19 protein-coding genes and 1 tRNA gene are annotated in these 22,422 nt (G+C 70.2%); 11 read left to right on the forward strand and 9 right to left on the reverse strand.

The window, feature by feature from the left end:
- Positions 1 to 92: 92 nt before the first annotated feature.
- Both AB0J90_RS06400 and AB0J90_RS06405 read right to left on the reverse strand, forming a co-directional pair.
- Positions 93 to 1,394 (reverse strand): Ig-like domain-containing protein, encoded by a 1,302-nt coding sequence (locus AB0J90_RS06400; protein ID WP_363592780.1) that lies wholly within the window; start codon positions 1,392 to 1,394, stop codon positions 93 to 95.
- A 198-nt stretch (positions 1,395 to 1,592) separates the two neighbouring features.
- Positions 1,593 to 2,867: an Ig-like domain-containing protein gene (locus AB0J90_RS06405; protein WP_363592782.1), complete on the reverse strand. Its 1,275-nt coding sequence runs from the start codon at positions 2,865 to 2,867 to the stop codon at positions 1,593 to 1,595.
- A gap of 185 nt (positions 2,868 to 3,052) precedes the next feature.
- Here AB0J90_RS06405 and AB0J90_RS06410 point away from each other — a divergent pair.
- Positions 3,053 to 3,128, forward strand: a tRNA-Lys gene (locus AB0J90_RS06410).
- Between the two features lie 534 nt (positions 3,129 to 3,662).
- Here the strand turns inward: AB0J90_RS06410 and AB0J90_RS06415 are convergent.
- Positions 3,663 to 4,682, reverse strand: coding sequence for an aldehyde reductase (locus AB0J90_RS06415; RefSeq protein ID WP_363592784.1), 1,020 nt, complete (start codon positions 4,680 to 4,682; stop codon positions 3,663 to 3,665).
- Between the two features lie 63 nt (positions 4,683 to 4,745).
- Positions 4,746 to 5,315, reverse strand: coding sequence for a TetR/AcrR family transcriptional regulator (locus AB0J90_RS06420; protein ID WP_363592786.1), 570 nt, complete (start codon positions 5,313 to 5,315; stop codon positions 4,746 to 4,748).
- Positions 5,316 to 5,582: 267 nt separating this feature from the next.
- On the opposite strand from AB0J90_RS06420, the gene AB0J90_RS06425 reads away from it, so the two are divergent.
- Together AB0J90_RS06425 and AB0J90_RS06430 are read left to right on the forward strand one after the other, a co-directional pair.
- Positions 5,583 to 7,664: an NPCBM/NEW2 domain-containing protein gene (locus AB0J90_RS06425; protein ID WP_363592788.1), complete on the forward strand. Its 2,082-nt coding sequence runs from the start codon at positions 5,583 to 5,585 to the stop codon at positions 7,662 to 7,664.
- Positions 7,665 to 7,815: 151 nt separating this feature from the next.
- Positions 7,816 to 8,460: a hypothetical protein gene (locus AB0J90_RS06430; RefSeq protein WP_363592790.1), complete on the forward strand. Its 645-nt coding sequence runs from the start codon at positions 7,816 to 7,818 to the stop codon at positions 8,458 to 8,460.
- Positions 8,461 to 8,556: 96 nt separating this feature from the next.
- Here AB0J90_RS06430 and AB0J90_RS06435 read toward each other — a convergent pair whose 3' ends face one another.
- Positions 8,557 to 10,002: an MFS transporter gene (locus tag AB0J90_RS06435; RefSeq protein WP_363592792.1), complete on the reverse strand. Its 1,446-nt coding sequence runs from the start codon at positions 10,000 to 10,002 to the stop codon at positions 8,557 to 8,559.
- Between the two features lie 392 nt (positions 10,003 to 10,394).
- Here AB0J90_RS06435 and AB0J90_RS06440 point away from each other — a divergent pair, with 392 nt between their 5' ends.
- Positions 10,395 to 11,225: a helix-turn-helix transcriptional regulator gene (locus AB0J90_RS06440; RefSeq protein ID WP_363592794.1), complete on the forward strand. Its 831-nt coding sequence runs from the start codon at positions 10,395 to 10,397 to the stop codon at positions 11,223 to 11,225.
- A gap of 75 nt (positions 11,226 to 11,300) precedes the next feature.
- Here AB0J90_RS06440 and AB0J90_RS06445 read toward each other — a convergent pair whose 3' ends face one another.
- Positions 11,301 to 11,672: a nuclear transport factor 2 family protein gene (locus AB0J90_RS06445; RefSeq protein WP_363592796.1), complete on the reverse strand. Its 372-nt coding sequence runs from the start codon at positions 11,670 to 11,672 to the stop codon at positions 11,301 to 11,303.
- 225 nt (positions 11,673 to 11,897) lie between these two features.
- On the opposite strand from AB0J90_RS06445, the gene AB0J90_RS06450 reads away from it, so the two are divergent.
- A complete protein-coding gene (locus AB0J90_RS06450) occupies positions 11,898 to 12,641 on the forward strand; it encodes an SDR family oxidoreductase (RefSeq protein ID WP_363592798.1) in 744 nt (247 codons plus the stop codon).
- A gap of 72 nt (positions 12,642 to 12,713) precedes the next feature.
- On the opposite strand, the gene AB0J90_RS06455 is transcribed toward AB0J90_RS06450, so the two are convergent.
- A complete protein-coding gene (locus AB0J90_RS06455) occupies positions 12,714 to 14,510 on the reverse strand; it encodes a dynamin family protein (protein WP_363592800.1) in 1,797 nt (598 codons plus the stop codon).
- Between the two features lie 261 nt (positions 14,511 to 14,771).
- Here AB0J90_RS06455 and AB0J90_RS06460 point away from each other — a divergent pair, with 261 nt between their 5' ends.
- Together AB0J90_RS06460 and AB0J90_RS06465 are read left to right on the forward strand one after the other, a co-directional pair.
- Positions 14,772 to 15,509 carry a Crp/Fnr family transcriptional regulator gene (locus tag AB0J90_RS06460; protein ID WP_363592802.1) on the forward strand — a complete coding sequence of 246 codons (738 nt, stop codon included), beginning with the start codon at positions 14,772 to 14,774 and terminating at the stop codon, positions 15,507 to 15,509.
- A 5-nt stretch (positions 15,510 to 15,514) separates the two neighbouring features.
- Entirely contained in the window at positions 15,515 to 16,282 is a 768-nt protein-coding gene (locus AB0J90_RS06465) for a hypothetical protein (protein ID WP_363592804.1), read from the forward strand.
- Between the two features lie 178 nt (positions 16,283 to 16,460).
- Here AB0J90_RS06465 and AB0J90_RS06470 read toward each other — a convergent pair whose 3' ends face one another.
- Entirely contained in the window at positions 16,461 to 16,901 is a 441-nt protein-coding gene (locus AB0J90_RS06470) for a hypothetical protein (RefSeq protein WP_363592806.1), read from the reverse strand.
- 94 nt (positions 16,902 to 16,995) lie between these two features.
- Positions 16,996 to 17,571 carry a hypothetical protein gene (locus AB0J90_RS06475; protein WP_363592808.1) on the reverse strand — a complete coding sequence of 192 codons (576 nt, stop codon included), beginning with the start codon at positions 17,569 to 17,571 and terminating at the stop codon, positions 16,996 to 16,998.
- Positions 17,572 to 17,731: 160 nt separating this feature from the next.
- Here AB0J90_RS06475 and AB0J90_RS06480 point away from each other — a divergent pair, with 160 nt between their 5' ends.
- The 4 genes from AB0J90_RS06480 to AB0J90_RS06495 all read left to right on the forward strand — a co-directional run bounded on the left by AB0J90_RS06480 (position 17,732) and on the right by AB0J90_RS06495 (position 22,410).
- A complete protein-coding gene (locus tag AB0J90_RS06480; RefSeq protein ID WP_363592810.1) occupies positions 17,732 to 20,581 on the forward strand; it encodes a BTAD domain-containing putative transcriptional regulator in 2,850 nt (949 codons plus the stop codon).
- A 149-nt stretch (positions 20,582 to 20,730) separates the two neighbouring features.
- Positions 20,731 to 20,976 carry a hypothetical protein gene (locus AB0J90_RS06485; protein WP_363592812.1) on the forward strand — a complete coding sequence of 82 codons (246 nt, stop codon included), beginning with the start codon at positions 20,731 to 20,733 and terminating at the stop codon, positions 20,974 to 20,976.
- Positions 20,977 to 21,145: 169 nt separating this feature from the next.
- Positions 21,146 to 21,847: an RNA polymerase sigma factor gene (locus AB0J90_RS06490; RefSeq protein WP_363592814.1), complete on the forward strand. Its 702-nt coding sequence runs from the start codon at positions 21,146 to 21,148 to the stop codon at positions 21,845 to 21,847.
- Positions 21,847 to 22,410, forward strand: coding sequence for a hypothetical protein (locus AB0J90_RS06495; protein ID WP_363592816.1), 564 nt, complete (start codon positions 21,847 to 21,849; stop codon positions 22,408 to 22,410). Before AB0J90_RS06490 ends, AB0J90_RS06495 begins: the two co-directional genes overlap by 1 nt.
- Positions 22,411 to 22,422 lie beyond the last annotated feature (12 nt).

Below are 22,422 nucleotides of genomic sequence, written 5' to 3' on the forward strand. Positions count from 1 at the left end.
TTTCGTTTCCTGACGAGTGTGCCAGCAAAACCAAACGCGGGCCGGACCGGTGGGAAGGGCTTCCCGTGGTCCGACCCGCGTCGCGGGGTCGATCAGGTGGTCGGGGTGACGCTCGGGTCGGCGGACGGCAGGTCGCTCGGGGCGGGGGCGGCCGGCGCCTCGTACGGGATGGCGCTGCCCTTGATGAACTCGTCCCAGCTCATGTTCCAGTCGGTCCAGCCGTTGCCGTTCTCCAGCTTGCGCTCGGTGCCCTTGACCGTGATCGGGTCACCGATCTTGGTCTGGTCGAAGAGCCACTGGGCGTTCGCCTGGGACATGTTCACGCAGCCGTGCGACACGTTCGTACGCCCCTGCTGTGCCACCGACCAGGGCGCGGCGTGGATGAACTCGCCACCCCAGGTGAGGCGCTGGGCGTACTCGATGTCGGTGCGGTAGCGGTTGGTCGGGATCGGGTCGTCCATGGTGTCGAAGACCGTCTTCTTCAGCTTCTCGATCACGACCATCGTGCCGCTAGAGGAGGGCGTGACCGGAGCACCGAGGCTGATCGGGATCGTACGGATCACCGCGCCGTCCTTCGTCACGGTCATCTTCTTGGTCTTGTTGTCGACCGTCATCACCACCGACGAACCGACCTTCGCGTCGATGGTGAGGTCGGCCCGGCCGTACCAGCCGTCGCCGAGCGGCAGCCCACCGGCCTGGATCTTGTAGTCCAGCTCGGTGTTGGCCTTCCAGTAGGTCTTCGGCCGGTAGTGCACCTCGGTCGGGCTGATCCAGCGCCAGGCGCCTTCCTGCGCCGGGGTGGCGGTCACGGTCATCCGCCGCTGGAGGTCGTCCCGGAAGTCCTGCGGGATGGCGCGGGAGAACTTCACGATCAGCGGCATGCCCACACCCACCACGGCTCCGTCGCCGAGGAAGCTGGTCACCCGGACCTGGTTCTCCGGCTTGGCCATCGTGGTGAAGGTGCTGGTGGTGGTCGCCGGCTTGCCGTCGTCGCCGGTCGCCGTCACGGTCGCGGTGTACGTCGTACCGTATTCGAGGGCGCCGTTGGGCAACCAGGTCGTACCGTCGGCGCTGGCCTTGCCCTCGACGGCCTTGCCGGTGCCGTCCTTCAGGTCGAACGTCGTGGTGGTCGCGTCCTTGCTGCTGAAGGCGATCTCGGTCGACGCGGGTACGTCCTTCGCGTCCGCCGCCGGGCTGGTGATCGTCGCGCTGGCCTTGGGGCCGTCCGGGGCCTTGTTCCCGCCCTGCCAGGCCGGTGAGTTACCGCCACCGCTGCTACAGCCCGCGGCGGTGAGCGCGAGCGCCCCGGTCAGCACGACCGTCACGAGCGTGCGCACGGTTGCCCGACGCCGCTTCGCGGTCTGCCCCATCCACTGGTCTCGACTCGCGCGCATTAGCCCCTCACAGTCCTGGTCCCCACGACCATCCTCTCCCAAAGACGCTCGCCGGCAAATTTTGGTTTCACCACGTGGCGAGAAACGCAGACAGTGGGGGTGAGTTGTCGGTATATTGCCTGGTTCGTCCGCGCAAGGCGCGGCCGGTCGGACCAGCCGCGCCTTGCGGAAAGCCGGGGGACCGGCCGTCGGTGCTGGTCAGGCGCCGGGGGTGGCCCCGGCGCTCGGCGTCGCACCGGCCGGCGCGCCACCGGCGGCAAGAGCATCGGGTACGGGCAACGCACTGCCCTTGATGAACTCGGCCCAGGTCAGGTTCCACGCGGTCCACCCGTTGCCGTCTTCGAGCTTGCGCTCGGTGCCCTTCACCGTGACCGGGTCACCGGGCTTCGTCTTCTCGAACAGCCACCGGGCGTTCGGGGTGGAAAGGTTCACACAGCCGTGCGACACGTTCGTACGCCCCTGCTGTGCCACCGACCAGGGTGCGGCGTGGATGTACTCGCCGCCCCAGGTGAGGCGCTGGGCGAAGTCGATGTCGGTGACGTAGCGGTTCGCCGGGTTCGGGTCGTCGCTGGTGTCGAAGACGGTGCTTTCCTTCTTCTCCATCACCACCATCGTGCCGCTGGACGAGGGCGTGCTCTTCTTGCCCAGGCTGACCGGCATGGTGCGGACCAGGTTGCCGTTCTCGAAGACCGTCATCTGCTTGGTCGCGTTGTCGACCTTCATCTCGAACCTGTTGCCGATCTTCGTGCTGGCCTTCCGGTCGACGTTGCCGTACCGACCGTTGCTCAGCGGGATCCCCTCCAGCGCGATCCGTACGGTCAGCTTCGTCTCCGGCTGCCAGTACTCCGGCGCCCGGTAGTAGGCCTGGGTGCCGTTGTCCACCCAGTGCCACACCCCGGGCTGGGCCGGCACGGTGTCGACGAACATCCGCCGCTGCACCGCCGCCCGGTCCTTCTTCGGGATGCCGGGCGAGAACTCCACCACCACCGGCATCGCCACGCCGTACACCTTGTCGTCGAACAGGTACAGCCCGGAGCCGATCTGGGAACTCGGCTTGGTCATCGTGGTGAAGGAGGTGGTCTTCGTCTCCACCTGGCCGGAGGTGCCGGTGGCGGTGACGGTCGCGTCGTACTTCTTGCCGTACTTCAGCGGGTTGGCCGGCACCCAGGACGAGCCGTCCTCGCGCAGGCTGCCGGCGACCTTCGCGCCCTCGGTGGTGAGCGTCACGTCGGTGATCTTCCCGCCGGTGACCGTGGTGCCGATCTCGGTGCTCACCGGCTGCTTGGCCGCCCCGGTCTCCGGGGTGACGGCAAGCACGACCGGCTCGGCCGGCGGTGTGGGGCTGGCGGTGGGCTGGATGGAGGCGCCGACGAACTCCGGCTTCTCGCTGCTGCCGCCGCACCCCGCCAGGGCCAGTGGAGTGACCATGACCAGGGCCGTGATCATCGCCCAGCCCCGCGTGACGTTGCCCATCTCCACCCCGTTCGATCGAATCCTGCGGCACATCGTGCACCATCCGCACCAGAACTCGATGCCCCGGACGGACCGGGGGCGGATTTTGGGCCCTTTGTCGGCCGCGCAGCCCGTACGGGTGGCCGGGGCTATCTGATTGGAGTCGGCTCCCAGGTGCGTGCTAGGGTTTCCACCGTTGTCAGAGAGCGCCGCTAGCTCAACTGGCAGAGCAGCGGACTCTTAATCCGCGGGTTCGGGGTTCGAGTCCCTGGCGGCGCACCACTGAGATAGGCCTTGACCAGGTTTCCACCTGGATCAAGGCCTTCTTCATTTCCCGTGCTGTGGCCGGGTGCTCGACGGGTGCTCGGGAGTCGTTGGACAGATACCACTGGTGTGGGACTGTTCGCCGCGGTTGTGGACGGGCTCGGGCAGTGGCTGCTTGCGTTCGGCGGTCAGCTTTGATTGCCGGCAACCGCGCGGTTCATCCTGCTGTCTGCGGTCTGCTCTTGTGCGGTCGAGGCCGGCACCGGCAGCGTGCGTGAGAGTGGCGGCGCCGTATGTCGTGGGTCGGGTGATCGCATCGGTGGCAGTGCCGCCTCCCTCTGGAGCGTGGAAGTGGTGGGTGAGGCGCGTCGGCGGGTCGCCCCGATCACGTACGCGCTTGTCCTAAGTAGGCGGGCGGTCTTCGGGGTCCGTGGTCAAATATCTGGCGCCTTGCCGCACTTCCTCTGTTTGTTCGAGTAGTGACTTCCTGTGCCACCTCTCGTGCGTTACGTGCGGAAGTTCGAGCTCCATGATCAAAGCTTTTCGGCCGGGTCAGCGGGGGAGGGCGAGCAGGCTCTCGGCAGTCTCGGCGATGGTGTCCGCGATCGGGCGCGTCTTCCAGCCGAGCAGGCTCTCGGCCTTGGCGGAGGTGGCGTCGAGGTTGCGCCCCAGCAGCATGCGCAGGTTGCGCATGTCCGGGTTGACCTTGGCCAGTCCGTGGGCGACCCACACCGGCATCTCCTTGGTCGGCACCTTGGCCGCTCGCTCGCCGAGCCGCTCGTGCAGGACCGCGGCGACCTCGCGCATCCAGAGGCTGTGGCCGGCGGTGGCGATGAACCGTTCGCCCGCGGCGGCGTCCTCGGTGAGCGCGAGCAGTTGCAGCGACGCCACGTCACGGACGTCCACATAGCCGGTGGCGAAGGGCAGCAGGGCAGGCATCGCGCCGTCGAGCATGCGGGCGATGGTGCCCAGCGACGGCGAATAGTCCGAGCTGAGGACCGGGCCGAGCACCCCGGTCGGGTTGACCACGGCGAGTTCGAGGCCGCCACCGTCGTTGTTCACGAAATCCCAGGCCGCGCGCTCGGCGAGGGTCTTGGACTTCTGGTAGGGCTGGAGGCCGTCCGCGTCGATGTTCGTCCAGTCCTGCTCGGTGAACGGGGTGTCGCGCGGCTCGTGGCCGTAGGCGATCGCGCCGATCGCGGAGGTCAGGACCACCCGCCGGACGCCGCCGTCGCGGGCTGCCCGGAGCACCCGCAGCGTGCCGTCGATCGCAGGGCGGACCATCTCGTCGTCGTCTTTCGGGGCGTGGGTCAGCGTAGGCGACGCGACGTGCAAAACGCCGTCGCAGCCGGCCGCCGCCTCCGTCCAGCCCTCGTCGTTTTGCAGATCGGCGCGGACGACTCGCAGGTTGTCACCGGGGTCCGCGCCGCCGTTCCGCAGCATCTCGCGTACCTGCGGCTCGCGGCTCAGATGGCGCACCGTGGTGCGGACCGTATATCCGGCGTTCAGCAACGCCAGCGTGCACCAGCTACCGATGTACCCCGAACCGCCAGTAACCAAGATCTCCGACATTTCGCCCCTTCCAGGGTGTCCGTTTCGCGTTGACGAAACGGTACCGGAGAGGTCTCCACATCGTCAACCAGAACTGGAGAGATCTCCGTTTGCCTCCCGTGCCAGGTGGCGGCGGGCGTCGAGGCCGTCGAGGATCAGCGCGAGCATGGGCTGCGTACGGTCTTCGGCGGCTCGCCAGAGGGCGCCGGTAAGTTGCAGAAAGTCACCGGGGTTGGCATCGGCCCGGATGCTGCCGTCCGCCTTGCCCGCGTCGAACAGCAGGGTGATCGCGGCGATCACCGGACCGTAGGTCTGCTCGGTGACCGCCTTCTGGACGCCCGGGGTGAGGGCGGAACCCAAGGCGTGCTTCTTGCGCATGGCATCGACCAGCACGGTCGTCCAGCTCCGCAGCGCTTCCAGTGGCGTCGCCGTGGTCAGCGACTCGGACACCGAGCCGATGAGCTGCTCGACCTCTTCCTGGTAGATGTCCAGGATGAGTGCCTCGCGCGACGGATAGTTGCGATAGAGCGTGCCCGGGCCGACGCCAGCCCGCTGCGCGATCTGATTCATCGACGCGTCGCCGTCCTCGGCGAACGCCTCGCGGGCGGCGGCCAGGATGCGGTCGCGGTTCCTGCGAGCGTCTGAGCGAACCATGCCTCTCCCTGCAACTTTAGTGGAGACCTCTCCGCAACCATAGGGGATTCGCATCTGAACGCAGCGGTGGCCGGGCCGAGGCCCAGCGTGCGGCAGTGCCGGAGGACGGGTGAGCGGGAAGGTGGTGCTCCGGGTCGGCGGGCGTCTCGGCGTACCTCGATCTCATAATTTATTAAATATTATTGACACGTCGGCGTAACGGATTGCAGGATCGGTCGAAACAACCCAGAAGTACCGGTCCGCCCCACCGCTGCGAAGGAACCCGATGTGAGACGACATCTGTTCACCGCCCTGACCGCCCTCACAGCCAGCCTGCTGGTAGTCCCCGCACCCGCCCACGCCGCGCCGGCCACCCCGACGGCTACGAAACCGGCACCCCGACAGGTGCTCAGCCCGACGCCGTACCAGGGCTGGAACACGTACTTCGGCCTCGGCGGCGACTTCTCCGAGGAGTCGGTACGGCAGGTCGCCGACTCGATCGTCAGCCGTGGCCTGGCAAAGGCCGGATACGACATCGTCTGGCTGGACGGCGGCTGGCAGGATCCGGAGCCGCGTACGGCCGCCGGTGACCTGCAGGCCGACCGGACCCGGTTCCCGAACGGGCTGAAGCCGCTGGTCGACTACATCCACGGCAAGGGTCTGAAGGCGGGCATCTACACCGACGCGGGGCCGTACATCCCGGGCAAGTGTGGGCTCGGCAGCGGGGACGGCTACTACCAGCGCGACGCGGACCAGTTCGCCGCCTGGGAGTTCGACGCGGTGAAGGTGGACTTCCTCTGCGGGATCGCCGCCGACCTGGACCCGAAGACCGTCTACACCGAGTTCGCCCAGGCGCTTCGCGACAACGCCAGCAAGCGGCCGATCATCTTCAACCTGTGCAACCCGGTGACCTCCCCGGACTGGGGCAACTACCCGCAGGAGCAGCAGTCGACGTACTCCTGGAGTTATGCCCCGGCGATCGCGCAGTCCTGGCGGACCTACACCGACGTGGGGTTTGTCGGCGACATCAAGTTCAAAGACGTGCTGCGTAACTACGACGCGAACGCGCGGCATCCCGAGGTCGCCGGACCGGGGCACTTCAACGACCCGGACTACCTGGCCCCCGGGCTCGGCATGTCCGAGGAGGAATTCCGTACGCAGATGACGCTCTGGGCGGTGGCCGCCGCCCCGCTGGTGATCGGCAGCGACATCCGCAAGATCAGTCAGGCCTCGGTCGACACGCTCACCGACCCCGACGCGCTTGCGATCAACCAGGACCCCGCCGGTGTCCAGGCGGTACGGGTAGGCCCCGCCGGTACGACCGAGACCTGGGTCAAGCGCCTGGCCAACGGTGACCGTGCCGTGGTGCTGCTCAACCGTGGTGAGAGTTCGAAGATCCTCACCGCGAAGGCCTCGTCGGTCGGCCTGCCCGGAGCCCGTCTCACCGTGAAGAACGCGTGGACCAACCAGGTCACCGAGAGCGCCGGCACCATCAGCGCGGCGGTCCCGGCGCACGGCGCCGCGCTGATGCGGGTCGGGCCGGCACGCGGCCTGCCGGGGGTGCCGCACGTGACCGCCGGCCTGCCGCAGGTCACGAAGGTCGGCAACGCCGCCACGCCGGACGGGACCGCACCCGTACTCGGTGGCGGTGACCAGGCGCGGGTCGAGGTCGCCGTACGCAACGACGGGCTGCTGCCCGTAGTCGCACCGCAGGTGGGGCTTGTCGCGCCGGCCGGTTGGACGGTCCGGGCGCTCGACCGGGCACCGATCCTGCTCGCCCCCGGCCAGGCCACCACCTTCGCCTTCACGGTGACCCTGCCGGCCACCGCCGCCGCGGGCGAGGCCGCGCTGACCGCGACCACGTCGTACGAGGTGATCGGGCACGGGAAGTCGCGCCAGACCTCGGTGTCGACGGTGGTGATCGCCCCGGCGCCGCCGACCGGCGACGTCGTGCTGTCGCACCACGCGTGGATCAGCGCCACCAGCGGTTGGATGACCCCGACCGTCGACCTGAGTGTGGGCGGCGGGTCGCCGATCAGGCTGGTCGGTCAGGTGTACCCGACCGGCCTCGGTGTCGCCTCACCCTCGACGGTCCGCTACTACCTGGGCGACCGCTGCGATCGGCTGACCGCGACCGTCGGCCTCGACGACGCCGTACGCAACGTCGGTCCCGACGGAGCCACCTCGACCTTCCAGGTGGTCGGCGACGGTCGGGTCCTGTTCGACAGTGGCGTACTGACCCGTGACGACCTCCGCCAGGTCGACGTCGACCTGACCGGCGTACGGGTGCTCGACCTGGTCGTCGGCGACGGTGGCGACGGTGGTTACAACGACCGTGCCGACTGGGCCGGCCTGAACACCAGCTGCTGAGCGCAGGCGTGATCGAGGCCCTGGCCGGGGTTTTCCCGGCCGGGGCCTCCGTGCGTCCGGCGGTCTCGCGTTCGGCTGTCCGGGGAGTGGATCTGGTAATGAGGGTGGTCTATGTTGTGCCCACCCCGGTACCGAGCACAGTGGAGGCACCATGGCCGAGCCGTCCGCGTCCCCGTCGTCGGTTCGTAGCCGCGGCACGCTTCTGCTGGTGGTCGTCGGTGCGGTCTGGTTGACACTCGCCGGGCTCGCGGCGTGGGCGGGCCTGATCGTGCGCGACCCGGACGAGCCACCGCTGCGGATCGGCCTGGCCGCGGGTCTGCCCGTCGTGCTGGTCGGATCGGCCCTGCTCGTACGCAGGTTCCGGGCCTGGGTCGAGACGCTGGACCTGACCGTACTGATCAATTTGCAGTGCTGGCGGGTGGCCGGTTTCGCGTTCCTCGCCCTGTACGCACAGGACCTGCTGCCGGCCAGTTTCGCCGTGCCGGCCGGGTACGGGGACATCGTCGTCGGGCTCGCCGCGCCGTTCGTCGCGATCCACGTACTGCGCCGGGGACGGGCGGCCCGGCCGGTTTTCCTCGGCTTCACCTTCTTCGGAATTGCGGACTTCGTCGTCGCGATCGGGATGGGCATCGTGAACGGCATCGGTGCGCGGGAGGCGCTGCCCGACGGCACGCTCACCACCCCGCCGATGGCCGAGTTGCCGTTGAGCCTCATTCCCACGTTCGCGGTGCCGTTCCTGCTCGTACTGCATCTGTTGTCGCTGGTCCGGTTCCGCGCCCACCTGGCGGGGCGGTAGCCGCGGTCACCGGACCTGGACGCGCCAGCGGCGCGGGAGCCATGGTGCGCGCCCGCGCCGCCTGCGAGGTGGTCGGAACTTCAGCTGTGGGGTGGTTCAGCCGATCGACTGACGCTCGGGCGTCGGCTCGACGGTGGGTGTCCGGCCGGAGCGCGGGAGCAGTACGAACGCCAGGACCAGGCCGATGATCGCGAAGATCACGGTCGTACCGAAGCTGGTCCGGAGGCCGTCGGTCATCGCGGCGGGGTCGGGGCCGAGGGTGTTCGCGGCGATGACCGTCGTGACGACCGCGACGCCGACGGCGCCGCCGATCTGGAACGCGGCGGTGTTGAACCCGGACGCGAGCCCGGAGTCGCTGTCGGCGATGCGGGACAGCGCGGCGGCCGAGGTGGCGACGGTGCCGGCGCCGAGCCCGAGGCCGAAGACGAACAGGGCGAAGAAGACGTCCTGGAAGTACTGCCCGTCGGCCGACACCCGCGACAGCAGGAAGCTGCCCACCCCGAGCAGCACCAGGCTGCCGACGGTGACCGGTCGGAAGCCCCTCCGGGTGACGATCGCCTGTGCGATGTACGCCCCGACGAACGCCATGATCGGCATCACGGCCTGCCTGAGCCCGAACTCCAGTGGCGAGTAGCCCAGCACCGCCTGGGCGTACATGGAGATGGTGACCGACATGCCGAACGCGGCCATGCCGATGGCCACCGTTACCAGGTTGCCGCCGACGAGCGTACGGCTGCGGAAGATGCGCAGCGGCACCAGCGGTGCGGCGGAACGGCTCTCGATGATCGCGAAGAGGGCGATCAGTACGGCCGCGCCCACGAACAGGCCGATCGTCCGTGCGCTGGTCCAGCCGACGGCCGGGGCCTCGACCACCGCGTAGACGAGCAGTACCAGCGCTACCGTGCTGGTCGCCGCGCCCGCCACGTCGTAGATGCGCCGTTGCTGGCGGTCCCTGCTCTCCTGGAGCAGGACCGGGCTCAGCACCAGCATCACCAGGCCCACCGGGACGTTGATGTAGAAGACCCACTCCCAGCCCAGGCTCTCGGTGAGCGATCCGCCGATGAGCAGGCCGACGGTGGCACCGATGCCGGCGATGCCGGACCAGGCGGCGAGCGCCTTGTTGCGTTCGGAACCCTCGGGGAACGTGGTGGTCAGGATCGACAACGCGGTCGGGGCGACCAGCGCCGCCGCCACACCGTGCAGGGCACGGGAGGCCAGCAGCACCTCCGAGTTCCAGGCCAGGCCGGACATCAGCGAGATGAGTACGTACAGGCCCGTACCGAGCATGAAGGTACGGCGGCGGCCCAGCAGGTCGGCGATGCGCCCGCCGAGCAGTAGCAGGCCGCCGAAGGTGAGCAGGTTCGCGCTGAGCACCCACTGCGCGCTGACGGCCGACATGCCCAGGTCCCGACTGATCGAGGGGAGGGCGAGGATCACCGCCTGCGTGTCGAGGATGACCAGGAAGTTGGCGGTGCACAGCAGCACCAGTGCCTTCCACCGGCGCGGATCGAGTTCCTGGGCGATGCCTTTCCCGAGGTCCATCTGCTCTCTCCTTCGACCGGTGAACGACGGTGACCGCCGAGTGCGGACGAACCGCACCCGTGACGGCCTTTCGACTCCCTGCTGATTGGGCGCCCGATAACGTCGGGGCACCCGGTGGTACGGCGGACAGAATGGCCGTGGAATGGTCGGTGAATGGCCCCGGGTCGCCCCGTCGGGGCAATTGTTCGTCGGTTGCCTTTACCGTTCGGGCCGAATGGTTTCTGCGCATTGACAAGATAGCAAGCCGCAACGGCCGTTCATTCTTCCAGCATGCTCACTATTCGAACTACGCGTTACGGGCATTTCGCGATACTGCCCGCGAAACCGGACAACCGGCCCGCTCGGCTCCGACAGCTCGGTGCCCCGAAGGTGCGAAGGCTAGGCTGGTCCTCATGCCGCCCACCTCCTCCGCGAACAGGCTCGGGGAGTTCCTCCGGGCGCATCGCGCTCGGCTCGAACCGGCGGACGCCGGGCTGCTCGGGGGTGGGGACCGTAGGGTCGCGGGGCTCCGGCGCGAGGAGGTCGCCGTGCTGGCCGGGGTGAGCGTCGACTACTACGCCCGGCTCGAACAGGGGCGGGAACGCAATCCTTCCGGGCAGGTCCTGGACGCGATCGGGCGGGCGCTCAAGCTCGACGGCGACACCCGCGGTCACCTTTTCCGGCTCGCCGGGGTGACTCCCCGCCCGACATCGGGCACCTCCCGCGACCTGGTCCACCCGGCACTACTGCAATTGCTGGATTCTTTTCCCACGGCGGCCGCGTATGTGTTGGGTCCGGCGTTCGACGTACTCGCGACCAACGCCATTGCTGCCGCTTTGCTCTCGCCCTTCGACGGCATGACGAACATGGTCCGGGTGCTGTTCCGGCATCCGCAGGCGCGAACCGTTTTCGTCGAATGGCCGATGCTCGCGGAGCGGGTCGTCCATGCGCTGCGACTCAACGCCGGTTACTACCCGGACGACCCGGAGATCCGTGAACTCGTGGACGAACTTCTGCACACCTCGCCGGAGTTCCGCTCGTACTGGCAGGACCAGACCGTCGGCGGGCTCGCCCGCGCGTTCAAGGTCTTCGTCCACCCGGAGGTCGGTCGGATCGAGCTGACGTACCAGACGTTCGACGTCCGCGACGCTCCCGGCCAGCAGCTGCTCGTCGGTACGCCGCAGCCCGGCACCCGCAGCGCCGACGCCATCGCCTATCTGGGCTCCGTGACCGCCGGAGCCTGAGCGCGCCGGACCCTGACCACGATCGGGGCTCGGCGGGCGCTCGACGGCCGATCGGGCGGCTGCTGGAAAGGCGGGTCAGACCTCGTTGTTCCACATCCGGAACACGGTGCACTTCCGCCTGCTGTCGAGGGTGACGACCCAGAGGTTGTCGAAGGTCCCGAGCTTGGCGTAGACGCCGGTTCCCTTGATGGCGAAGGTGTCGCCGTTGATCGTCAGCAGCGACCAGTCGAAGGTCCAGCCGCCCTCCTGCCACGGCGCGCGGGTCTGCCAGCCGTCGACGATCTTCTGACGGCCGACCCACGCCGTCTCGTACGGCCACTCGTACGATTCGGCGTCCTCGGTGAAGAGCGCCTCGATATCGGCGGGATCGCCGGTGGTCCACGCCTTCACATAACCGTCGACCCAGCTCTTCACCTGTCGTTCGGTGATGGTCCTGGTCTTCGCCATGATCGTCGCCTTTCTCGGAGCCCAGGTCGATGGTCGGCATCCCGCCGTCAGGGCCGCGCGGCCCGGCCCGCTCCAGCCTGTGTCGCCCGTGGTCGCGTCGGAAGGGCGGGTCTTCCTGGGTGCGTCACACCCAGGAAGTCATGTCCTTCTTCCCGGCCGCCCGGGGCGGCACGCTTGGCCCCGCGGTGATCCCGCCGCAAGCCCCGCCTCTTCCGGGAGTACCCCATGAACAGCCCGACGACCGCCGATCACAAGATCGTTCTCATCACCGGAGCCAGCAGCGGCATCGGCGCGGCGACCGCCCGCCGGCTGGCCGCCGACGGCCACCACGTCGTGCTCGGGGCCCGGCGGGTGGACCGTCTGGAAGCCCTCGTCGCCGAACTGCGTGCCGCGGGCGGCCGGGCCGAACACCGGGAACTCGACGTGACCGACCTCGACAGCGTGCGCGCCTTCGTCGACGCCGCCCACGAGCGGCACGGCCGGATCGACGTACTCGTCAACAACGCGGGCGTGATGCCCCTGTCGAGGATCGACGCGCTGCGTGTCGACGACTGGAATCTGATGATCGACGTGAACCTGCGCGGCACCCTGCACGGGATCGCGGCCGTCCTGCCGTACCTGCGGGGTCAGGGTGGCGGCCACGTCGTTAACGTCGCCTCCGTGTCGGCGTACCGGGTCGACCCCACGGCCGCCGTCTACTGCGCCACCAAGTTCGCCGTACGGGCGCTCTCGGAAGGGCTGCGGCAGGAGAGCCGCGACATCCGGGTGACCGTGGTGAGCCCGGGTTACACCGAGTCGGAACTCGCCGACCAGGGCGGCGATCCGGAGGTCCGGGCCGCCGTACGGGCCGCGTCGCAGGAACTCGCCATCCCGGCGTCGGCGGTGGCGGACGCCATCGGGTACGCGATCGCCCAGCCCGCGAACGTCGACGTGAACGAACTGGTCGTCCGCCCCACCGCCCAGGGCTGACCGGTCGTTCCCACCGCCCAGGGCTGACTCGTCGGTCCCACCGTCCAGGGTGGACCCATCGGGCAGCCGGCCTCAGGTCGGCCGTTCGAGGTCCGGCGGGCCGACCGCCTCCAACCGGTCGCGGAGGGTGTCGCACTCCTCCAGCAGCCGGGTGTAGTGCTCCAGCATGGTTTCCAGGTCCACCAGGGCCGCGTCCCGCCGCCGCTCGCGTTCGAGCAGGGCGTCGGCGAGACCGGCGCCCCGATCGGTGAGGCGCTCAAGCTCGGCACGGTGCCGGGCCTCCAGCGTCTCGCCCAGGCTCGCGGACAGGTCACGCTGCTGGTGGTCGAGATCGCGTTCGGCCGCCCGGCGGGCGGATTCGAGCTTCGACAGGCCGAATTCCCGTAGCTGGGCGCCGACCTCCCGGCGGCGGCGCAGATCGTGCCGGCGCTGCCCCTCCCGGCGGCCCGCGTACCAACCGGAGACCTGGCCCGCCAGCCCGCCGACGGCCGCCCCGACCATGGTGCCGACGCCGGGCAGCACGATCGTCCCGGCGATCACCCCCAGGAACGCACCCGTGCTCCCGTACGCGCCGCCCCGGGCCCGCGTCCGCGCTACCGGCTCCGGCACGGGCTCGACCGGTCGCTGCTCGCCGGCCGGGTCGATGTCGGCGGGTGGCTCGGACATGCCCGCGTCGGCGTACGCGTCCAGGCCGTACTGCCGTGCGACGGTGCTCGCCGCCACCAGCAGGTCCCGTTCGGCCGCGGCGACGACGGCGGCGGTCTTCGCGCCCACCCAGTCGGCGACACCGTCCGGGTCCCGGTGTGCCCGTTCGCCGTAACTGGCGGCGCGGAAGTCGGCGGTCAGCCGGTCGAAGTCCTCGGCGAGGCGCCGCCGGACCGGTCGCGCCGCCCGCTCCAGGTCCAGCGGTAGGGCGACCAACTGCCGGCCGTGCCGCTTCTCCCGCGACTCGACCTCGGCGCGCAGGTCGGAAAGCTCGTCCCGAAGCCCGGTCGGTACGTCGTCGACCAGGGCGGTCAGCCGTTCCGCCTCCGGCCGGCGCAGCGCGTCGACCAGTTCCTCCCAGGTGTCGAGCGCGGCGAGGATCTGCACCCGGCAACAGAGGTCGGCGATCCCCTCCGACAGTCCGCCGACGACGACCAGCTCCTCCGGCGAGATTCCGACCGTGGCGGCGATCCGTCCGTTCAGCTCGCGGACCACCGGCTCGGGATCGTCCACCAGGTCGAGGAAGGTGACCACCGCTATCACGTCGGGGCAGAAGGAAACCGAGTCGGCCAGGAAGGCCAGTTCCTCCGTACGCAGCCGTTCGACCGCCGACGCGACGAAGACGAGCACGTCGGCCTCGGCCAGCTCGGCCCGTACGACCTCGGTGTGCGTCGTGGTGCCGATGCCCGGGGTGTCGACCAGGACCAGCCCCGATTCCAGCCTCGGCAGCGGTAACCCGATCTCCACCTGGTGTACGTCCCGCTGCTGGACCGGGCCGCCCCGCTCGCCGGTGAACTCGGCGAGCCGGTCGAGCGGGATGAGTTCCAGCGGTTGGCGTAGCGGGCCGGGATCACCGGGTCGTGGATCGAAGTGTGCGACGACCTGCTCCTCGTCGGCCCAGGAGAGACTGACCACGGTGGACGTGGTGACCACCTCCGGCGACACCGGGAACAGCCCCGGCCGGTCGACCAGCGTGTTCAGCAGGGTCGACTTGCCGGACCGGAATCCGCCGCAGACCACCACGCGGTACTGCCCCGAGTCGAGCCGTTCCCAGGCGGCACCGGCCTTCCGACGCAGGGCATCGGGCAGTTCGGGCGCAACCATCTCGATGATCCGGGCGAAATGCGTCAGCACGTCCTGTCGTACCCGGAATATTTCGTCCACGACCGCCTCCTCGCCGGCGGCCCGCCCTCGGTGGAGCCACTTCGGACGGTGCCGATGGTCAGGGAAGATGTTATGAACGTCGGTACCCGTGCTTCCCATCAGAGGATGGGGTTCTCCTCTCCGAGCAGTGCTGGAATTGCGGCCGACGAGCCGCCCGCACTGACGGGAAGGTGGATTTGACAACAGATTCCGGCGCTTAGAGTGACGGCCAGTTGGAGGCAACCACGACGGAGCGGGTCGAGGTCTCGGAGCGTGTCGACAATGGCGGCTGTAGACGGCTCGTCGCGATTTGAAAATGTCCGGTGGGCGCGTGGCACCTTGTTGCACGATCTCCAGCCGGCCGACCGGTCCGCACTACTCGCACTCGGCACACAACGATCATTCGGCGTCGGCGAGGCGCTGATGATCGAGGATGACCGGGGAACCGACGCGTACGTCCTGCTGGAGGGCTGCGTCAAGGTGGTGGGGAGTGCGGTCGACGGCCGGAGCATCCTGCTGTCGATCCGGATCGGCGGCGACCTCGTCGGCGAGTTGGGCGCACTGCACAACACACCCCGGTCGGCCTCGGTGTTCACCGCGACTGCCGTGGTCGCCCGAGCCATTTCACAGCGGACGCTGGCCCGATTCATGCTCGAGCACCCGATCGCGGCCCGCGCGATCCACGGCGCCGTCGCGGACAAGTTCAGGAGGGCGACCCGCCACCGGATCGACATCAACGGTGCCTCCGTACGTAACCGGCTCGCGCTGGTGCTGCACTACCTGGCCGAGACGTACGGCCGGCCACACTCGGACGGAATCCGGATCGAGGTGCCGCTGAGCCAACCCGAGTTGGCCAGCCTGATCGGCGTCTCCGAACCGAGCCTGCAAAGAGCCGTACGGGAACTGCGCGACCAGGACGTCATCAAGAGCGAGTACCGGCGACAGATCGTGCGCGACCCGGAGGCGCTGCGGAAGTTGGCGACCCAGGGAGGAGGGCCGCCGGACACCGAGAAGGGGTAGATGCCATGACCGACCTCCCGGAGTTCACCGACCGGCTCTGCCTGGTGGTCGACATCCCGGAGCACGGCGCCCGCGCGGCACCGGAACAGACGGACGCTCAGGGAGACGCTCAGTTCCGGCTGCTGCGCATCATCCAGTTCGCCTGCCTGAGGGCCCGCATCCGCCGGATCGCCGGCAGCGGCCTGCGGGGCATCGGCCTGCGAGGCGATGGCGGCCCGGGCAGCGGCATTCGGGGTGGTGGCGACGCGCAGGTGCTGGTCCTGCCGCCGGCCGTCGATTCGGCCCGAGTGGTTCCCGCGCTGGTACTCGGCCTGCGCCACGCGCTCTACGAGTCGAACCGCGAGCCGGGATCCGGCGGCCGGATCCGGCTGCGCGCGGTGCTCGTCGGCGGCAACATCGGCCGGGGCGCGACCGGATTCCTCGGCCCCGCCGTCGTCCTCGCCGCAGACCTGGCCCACACCCCGGTTTTCGAAACCGCCTTCACCCGGCCCGAGCACGAGCACGTCGACCTGGCCCTGGTCACCAGTGACCTGCTCTACCAGGACGTTTTCCGGCAGAACTACCCCGGACTGCCGGCCGACGACTTCCGGCCGGTGCCGATCACGGGACGGGAAACCGCGCCACCCGCCTGGTACCACCTTCCCGTCAGCCGCCCGGCCCCGGACAACCGCGCCGCCCGGGTTTCCTGGTCCGACCTGTCCGACGCCGTGGTCATACCCGGGCTGCTGGACCTTCCCCGACATCCGCCAGCGCGGAACAGCAGCCCCCTGTAGCGAAAGAGTGGCCATCCTCGCGGAAATGGCCACTCTTCAAGAGACCGGATCCTCGGTGGCCGGCGGCGAGCCGCTGCGGAGCCAGCTCTCCTGGGCCGAGCCCTGGCCCCCCGCCGGCTGAGCCCGACGGTGACCCGCCCCACCGGGTCGGGCCACCGTCGGACCGTACGTCGAGCCGTCACGACCACCGGATCGACCGGGGCGTCCAGGGCAGTTCACCGGCACCGTTCCAGCCGACCGAGCCGCCGGCGAAGTACGGCTGCTGGTAGTGCTTCGCCCAGCAACCGGCGAAGCTGCGGTACCAGCGCCAGCCCGACGGGAGGTCGAGGTTCGGGACCTCGAAGTCGACGTCGGCGAGCGACCCGGTGCAGCCGCTCGGCGCGGTGAAGGTGAGCGTGCCACCGCTGAACGAGGCGTTCTCGTACAGGATTCCGACCACCACACCGGCCCGTACGGCGGCGGCCCGGCCGGTGCCGTCGTCACAGCTGATCCGGGCGTCGGTGGCCGCCAGCCGCAGTACGCAGTGACGCGGCTGCGCCGAGGGCGCCGGGATGTTCGTCGGACCGGTCGCGGACAGTACGACCGCCACAGCGGTGGTGGCCAGTGTTCGTAGACGCATGGAACCCTCCTCGGTAGGTCTGTGGCGCCGGGCCGTCCCGGCGCGGCAGGACCGGCGGTGGTGCGAGTCGCACCACCGCCGGTGCCCGGTCGGTTCAGGACCAGCGCAGCGAGCTGGTCTCGTCGTCCATCCAGCCCATGTCGGCCAGCCCACCGTCGTACGACGTCGAGATCCCGCCGAAGTAGCTGTGCTCGTAGTGCTTCACCCAGCAGTTCGAGTAGCCCCGGTAGGAGCCGATCTCGTCGTTCCAGTTCGACGGCAGGGCGGCGAACTCCCAGTCCACGTCGCTGGTGGTGCCGGTGCAGCCCCACGGCGCGGTGAAGGTGTACGTGGAGCCGCCGAAGTCGTCGTCCCAGTACTCGATGCCGATCAGGACGTCGACGGCGACGGACGCGCGGTCCTTGGTGGCGCCGGTGGCGTTCAGCTTCGCGGTCAGGCCCTGGTCCTGGATGGCCGCGCGGGCGTTGTTCGGGGCGTCGGTGACCCGGCCGCCGGTGGCCTTCGCGATGGCCTTGGTGAAGCTGTCGTAGCAGGTGGGCGCGGCGCTCTTCGCCGCCACGTCCACCACGCAGTGCAGCGGCTGTGCGTCGGCCTGCGCGGGCGTCGCGACGAACGCGAGTCCCAGCGCCGCCATGGCGATGGTCGCGGCGGCGAGAGTTCGAAATCGCACGGGGTTCTCCTCGGTTGGGATCGTCGGCACCGGACCTACCGGGCCGGTGACTCCACAGTGGTGCCCGACCCTGGTCACGAACCTTGCGGCAACCTTGCGGAGCGGCCAGGATCGTCACCGGGGCCAACCGTTGGCGATGGTGCGATCACCGGGAGCGGGTATGGAGTTCCGCCTGCTCGGTGAGCCGGAGTTGCGGGCCGGTGGCCAGTTGTTCGATTTGGGGACCCCGCGGCAGCAGGCCGTGCTGGCCGTACTGGCGGTGGAGTCGCCCCGCCCGGTCGCCATCGAGACCCTGGTCGACCGGGTCTGGGACGACGCGCCACCGGTCGCGGCCCGCAACGTGCTCTACTCGCACCTGAGCCGGATCCGCCGGCTGCTCGCCGATGCGGCGGCACGATCGCCGGGGCTGGTGGCGCGGATCGAGCGGCGTCACGCCGGCTACGCGCTGACCGTCGAGCCGGACCGGGTGGACCTGCACCGCTTCACGCGGCTCGTCGAGCGCGGCCACGACCCGCTGCTGCCCGACGACGACCGGGCCGGCGCGCTCGCCGAGGCACTGGCACTGTGGCGGGGCACCCCGCTCGCGGGCGTACCCGGAAGCTGGGCCGAACAGGTACGCGGCACCTGGCACCAGCGGCGGGTGGACGCCGTGGTGCGGTGGGGGAGGATCGAACTCCGGCTCGGCCACCCCGACCGGGTGATCACCGCCGGGTCGGCGCTCGCCGCCGAGTACCCGCTGGTGGAACCGATCGAGGTGCTGCTCATGCGGGCGTTGCACCTGGCCGGGCGGGACGCCGAGGCCGTCGACCGCTACACCGCCACCCGGCAGCGGTTGGCCGACGAACTCGGCACCGATCCCGGCCCCGAACTGCGCGCACTGCACCGGGCGATCCTGCGTGGGGAGCCGCCGGCTCCCGCCGTACCGGAAAGGGTGGTCCCGGCCGCGCGGACCGTGACACCACCGGCGCAGCTACCACCCGACGGGTACGGCTTCGCCGGTCGCGACCGTGAGCTGAGCCAACTGGACGGCCTGCTGGCCGTGGCCGGCGCCCAGCCCACCGCCCTGGCGATCGTCACGGTGTCGGGCACCGCCGGTGTCGGCAAGACCACGCTCGCGGTCCACTGGGCACACCTGGTCCGGGACCGGTTCCCCGACGGGCAGCTTCACCTGAACCTGCGCGGTTTCGACCCGAGCGGTACGCCGGTCGCGCCGGCCGAGGCGGTACGGGGTTTCCTCGACGCCCTCGGGGTGCCGACCGAACGGACCCCGGCCGGCTTCGAGGCGCAGGTCGGCCTCTACCGCAGCCTGCTGGCCGGGCGGCGGGTCCTGCTGTTGCTGGACAACGCGCGCGACGCCGAACAGGTCCGCCCGCTGCTGCCGGGCGCACCCGGTTGCCTGGTGGTGGTGACCAGCCGCGACGAACTCACCGGCCTGATCGCCGAGGGCGCCCGACCGTTGACGCTGGACCTGTTCGACGACGACGACGCGCGCGAGCTGCTGGCCCGCCGCCTCGGCCCCGAACGGGTCGCGGCGGAACCGGAGGCGGTCACCCGGATCGTGGCCCTCTGCGCCCGGCTGCCGCTGGCGCTGGCCGTACTGGCCGCCCGCGCCGCCACCCATCCCGGCTTCGGACTCGGCGTACTCGCCGACGAGCTGGGCCGGGCCCGGGGTGGCCTGGACGAGTTCGCCGGAGGCGACCCGGCCACCGACGCGCGGGCGGTCTTCTCGTGGTCCTACCTGCAACTGAGCCCCGGCGCGGCGAGGATGTTCCGGCTGCTGGGCCTGCATCCTGGACCGGACATCGGCACGAGCGCCGCGGCGAGCCTGGCCGGCCTGCCGGTCGCACCGGCGCGTGCGCTGCTGGCCGAACTGGCCCGCGCACACCTGGTCACCCAACACACCCCCGGCCGGTACGTCTGCCACGACCTGCTCCGCGCCTACGCGAACGAACAGGCGCACCTCGTCGACCCACCTGACGAGCGCCGGGCCGCGCTGCGGCGGATGCTGGCGCACTACGTACACAGCGCCGACGTCGCGGACCGGCTGCTCAACCCGCTCCGGTTCGACCCGCCGGTGCTGGCCGCGCCGCCCACCGGGGTCACCGTGGACGGCCCGCCCGACCACGGGTCGGCGCTGGTCTGGTTCGACGCCGAACGTCGCGTACTGCTCGCGACCCTTCGGCAGGTCACCGGCTTCGACGTCGAGGTCTGGCAGCTGGCCTGGATGCTGCGGCGCTTCCTGTCGTACCAGGGGCACTGGCAGGACTCGATCGACGCGCTCTCGGCCGCGCTGGCTGCCGCGCGGCGGCTGGACGATTCGGGCCGGCAGGCCTTCGCGCACTGCTTCCTGGCCTGCGCACACGTCTGGTTCGGCCGGTACGAGACCGCCCGCGTCCAGTTCGACACGGCGCTTGAGCTGTACCGGGTCGCCGGTGACCGGATCGGCGAGGGCAACACCCACTTCCACTACTCGTGGATGCTCGACCGGCAGGACCGCCACCCGGAGGCGCTCGCGCACGCCGAGCGGAGCTTCGAGGCGTTCCGCGCCGTCGGGCACCGGGCCGGGCAGGCCCGGGCGTTGAACGCGATCGGCTGGTTCCACACCATGCAGGGCCGGCACGCGGAGGCGCTGGTGTACTGCCGGCAGGCGCTGGAGATCCAGGGCGAGTTGGACGACCGACTGGCCCAGGCCGAGACCTGGGACAGCCTCGGCTACGCGCACATGCTGCTCGGCCAGCACGACGAGGCGATCTCCTGCTACCGGACCGCGATCGAGCTGTACCAGGACTTCCACTACAGCTACAACCGGGCCCACGGGCACGCCGCCCTCGGCGACGCCCACCACGCCGCAGGCGACCTCGAATCCGCCGGTGCCGCCTGGCGGGTCGCGCTCGACCTGCTCGACGGGCTCGGTCATCCGGAGGCCGAGGCGGTCCGTACGAAGGTGGAGAAGCTTCGCGCGGCGGGACCTTCGGCGGACGAGGCGCGAGCGAATCATCCCCTTGACTGAGGGTGTCCGGGCGGGCACCGTACTGGGGTGTGTGTCCGGGCCCGAGTGTCGGTGTCCGGACGGCAGCGGGTGGCGGTCCGGGTCGGACGGCCACCATGGTCGTACCGCTCAGGTCGTGCTCACCAGGTAACGCAATCTGGAGGCCCGCAGTGACCGAAACGCCGATCAACCAGGCCGACATCGACGGGCTCGCGGCAGCGCTCGACGGGCTCGACCTCCCGCCCCGGCAGCGGGCGCTGCTGGCGTCGATCGTGGCCGCGGCCGCGAAGTTCGCCGACGAGGAGAGCCTGGGACTCGAGGCCGCCGTCCCGTCCTTCGCCGCGCAGTTCGCCACCGCATTCACCCCCGGTACGGCCTCGTTCCTGGTCGGCTACAGCCACATCACCCGCGGCTGACTTTCCGTACCTCCCCTTCGGGGCTCCCGTTCGGTTCATCCTGGAAAGGATGAACCGAACCGTGCGGACGTCCGGTGATCGGGCGTTCGTGGAATTGCCTCACGTACCGCCGAAACGGATTTCCCGATGTCGGTGGGAACCGTCGTGTGCCGAGCGGACATAGCTAGGTATGGGACAGCACTTCGATCCGCGGACACCGGATCTCGACCTGTTGGCGCAGGCCGAGTCGGGTACGGGCGCGGCGTTCGGGGAGATCTTCCGCCGGCATTCGGACGCGGTGTACAACCATTGTTTCCGTCGCCTCGGCTCGTGGAGTTCCGCCGAGGACGCCACCTCCCTGGTGTTCCTGGAAACGTGGCGGGGGCGGGCCAGGGCGGTCGGGGTGGACGGCTCACTGCTGCCGTGGCTGCTCGGAGTCGCCAACAACGTCGTACGCAACGTCGCGCGCGCCGCTCGCCGCTACGACGCGGCACAGTTCCGCCTGCCGGCCGGGCCGGTCGAACCCGACCACGCGGACGAGGTCGCGTCCCGGCTCGACGACGAGCGGCGGATGCGGGAGGTGCTGCGCCGGATCGCCACCCTCGGCGCCGACGAACAGGACGTGGTGGCGCTCGTACTCATGTCCGGGCTGAGCTACGCCCAGGCGGCGGTGGCGCTCGGCGTGCCGGTCGGCACCGTACGGTCCCGCCTGTCCCGGGCCCGCGAACGCCTCGCCGCCCTGGAGCGCGCCCAGTCCGAACCCGCCCAGTCCGAACCCGCCCAGCCCGATCCCGCCCAGCCCGGCCTTGTGCCAGACGCGGTGCAGAGCCGCCCCGAACTCGCCGACGTCGCGGCCACGCCCCGAACGCACGAGTCCAAGGAGACCCGCTGATGTCCAGTCTCGTCGACCTTCCCCCGCAGCGACCGCTGCCGCCCGCACGGGCGCGGGCCCGCCAGGCCCTGCTGGAGCAGTACGCGTCGACCCCGGTACGGATGCCGCGGCGACGGCGGATCGCCCGGTACCTCGCGGTGACGGCGGCCGGTTCGACCCTGCTGTTCGGTGGCGCCGCCGCGGCCTATGTCGCCTACCGGCCGGCCTCGGTGCCGGTCGAGGACCAGACCCGCTGCTACACGGTGGCGTCCCTGGACGGTGGCGACTCCGACTTCCACGGCACCACGGTCGGTCGGGCGTGGTCCGGCGACGGCCAGCGGTCCGCCGCTGCCGCGGTCGAACTCTGTGCGGCGCTGTGGCAGCAGGGTGTGCTGGAGGCCGGGGCGAAGGGGGTCCGGCCACCGGAAGGCGGGGCGAAGGAAGTCGGTCCGTCGGCCGGTGTGGTGCCGACCGTGCCCGTGCCGCCGCTACAGGCGTGCGTGCTCGACAACGGCATCGCCGCGGTCTTCCCCGGCGACACCGGCACCTGCGCCCGCCTCGGCCTGGCGAAACTGGCGGGGTGAAAGCCGACAGGG

The sequence above is a fragment of the Micromonospora sp. NPDC049523 genome, from assembly GCF_040676775.1.
GTDB lineage: Bacteria > Actinomycetota > Actinomycetes > Mycobacteriales > Micromonosporaceae > Micromonospora_G.

Bases quoted from the DNA above. Each gene is read 5' to 3' on its own strand.
- AB0J90_RS06440 (WP_363592794.1), top strand. From the start codon at position 10,395: ATGCCGCCCACCTCCTCCGCGAACAGGCTCGGGGAGTTCCTCCGGGCG.
- AB0J90_RS06460 (WP_363592802.1), top strand. From the start codon at position 14,772: ATGGCGGCTGTAGACGGCTCGTCGCGATTTGAAAATGTCCGGTGGGCG.
- AB0J90_RS06490 (WP_363592814.1), top strand. From the start codon at position 21,146: ATGGGACAGCACTTCGATCCGCGGACACCGGATCTCGACCTGTTGGCG.
- AB0J90_RS06415 (WP_363592784.1), bottom strand. From the start codon at position 4,682: ATGTCGGAGATCTTGGTTACTGGCGGTTCGGGGTACATCGGTAGCTGG.
- AB0J90_RS06405 (WP_363592782.1), bottom strand. From the start codon at position 2,867: ATGGGCAACGTCACGCGGGGCTGGGCGATGATCACGGCCCTGGTCATG.
- AB0J90_RS06480 (WP_363592810.1), top strand. From the start codon at position 17,732: ATGGAGTTCCGCCTGCTCGGTGAGCCGGAGTTGCGGGCCGGTGGCCAG.
- AB0J90_RS06495 (WP_363592816.1), top strand. From the start codon at position 21,847: ATGTCCAGTCTCGTCGACCTTCCCCCGCAGCGACCGCTGCCGCCCGCA.
- AB0J90_RS06420 (WP_363592786.1), bottom strand. From the start codon at position 5,315: ATGGTTCGCTCAGACGCTCGCAGGAACCGCGACCGCATCCTGGCCGCC.
- AB0J90_RS06470 (WP_363592806.1), bottom strand. From the start codon at position 16,901: ATGCGTCTACGAACACTGGCCACCACCGCTGTGGCGGTCGTACTGTCC.
- AB0J90_RS06465 (WP_363592804.1), top strand. From the start codon at position 15,515: ATGACCGACCTCCCGGAGTTCACCGACCGGCTCTGCCTGGTGGTCGAC.
- AB0J90_RS06400 (WP_363592780.1), bottom strand. From the start codon at position 1,394: ATGCGCGCGAGTCGAGACCAGTGGATGGGGCAGACCGCGAAGCGGCGT.
- AB0J90_RS06445 (WP_363592796.1), bottom strand. From the start codon at position 11,672: ATGGCGAAGACCAGGACCATCACCGAACGACAGGTGAAGAGCTGGGTC.
- AB0J90_RS06450 (WP_363592798.1), top strand. From the start codon at position 11,898: ATGAACAGCCCGACGACCGCCGATCACAAGATCGTTCTCATCACCGGA.
- AB0J90_RS06430 (WP_363592790.1), top strand. From the start codon at position 7,816: ATGGCCGAGCCGTCCGCGTCCCCGTCGTCGGTTCGTAGCCGCGGCACG.
- AB0J90_RS06435 (WP_363592792.1), bottom strand. From the start codon at position 10,002: ATGGACCTCGGGAAAGGCATCGCCCAGGAACTCGATCCGCGCCGGTGG.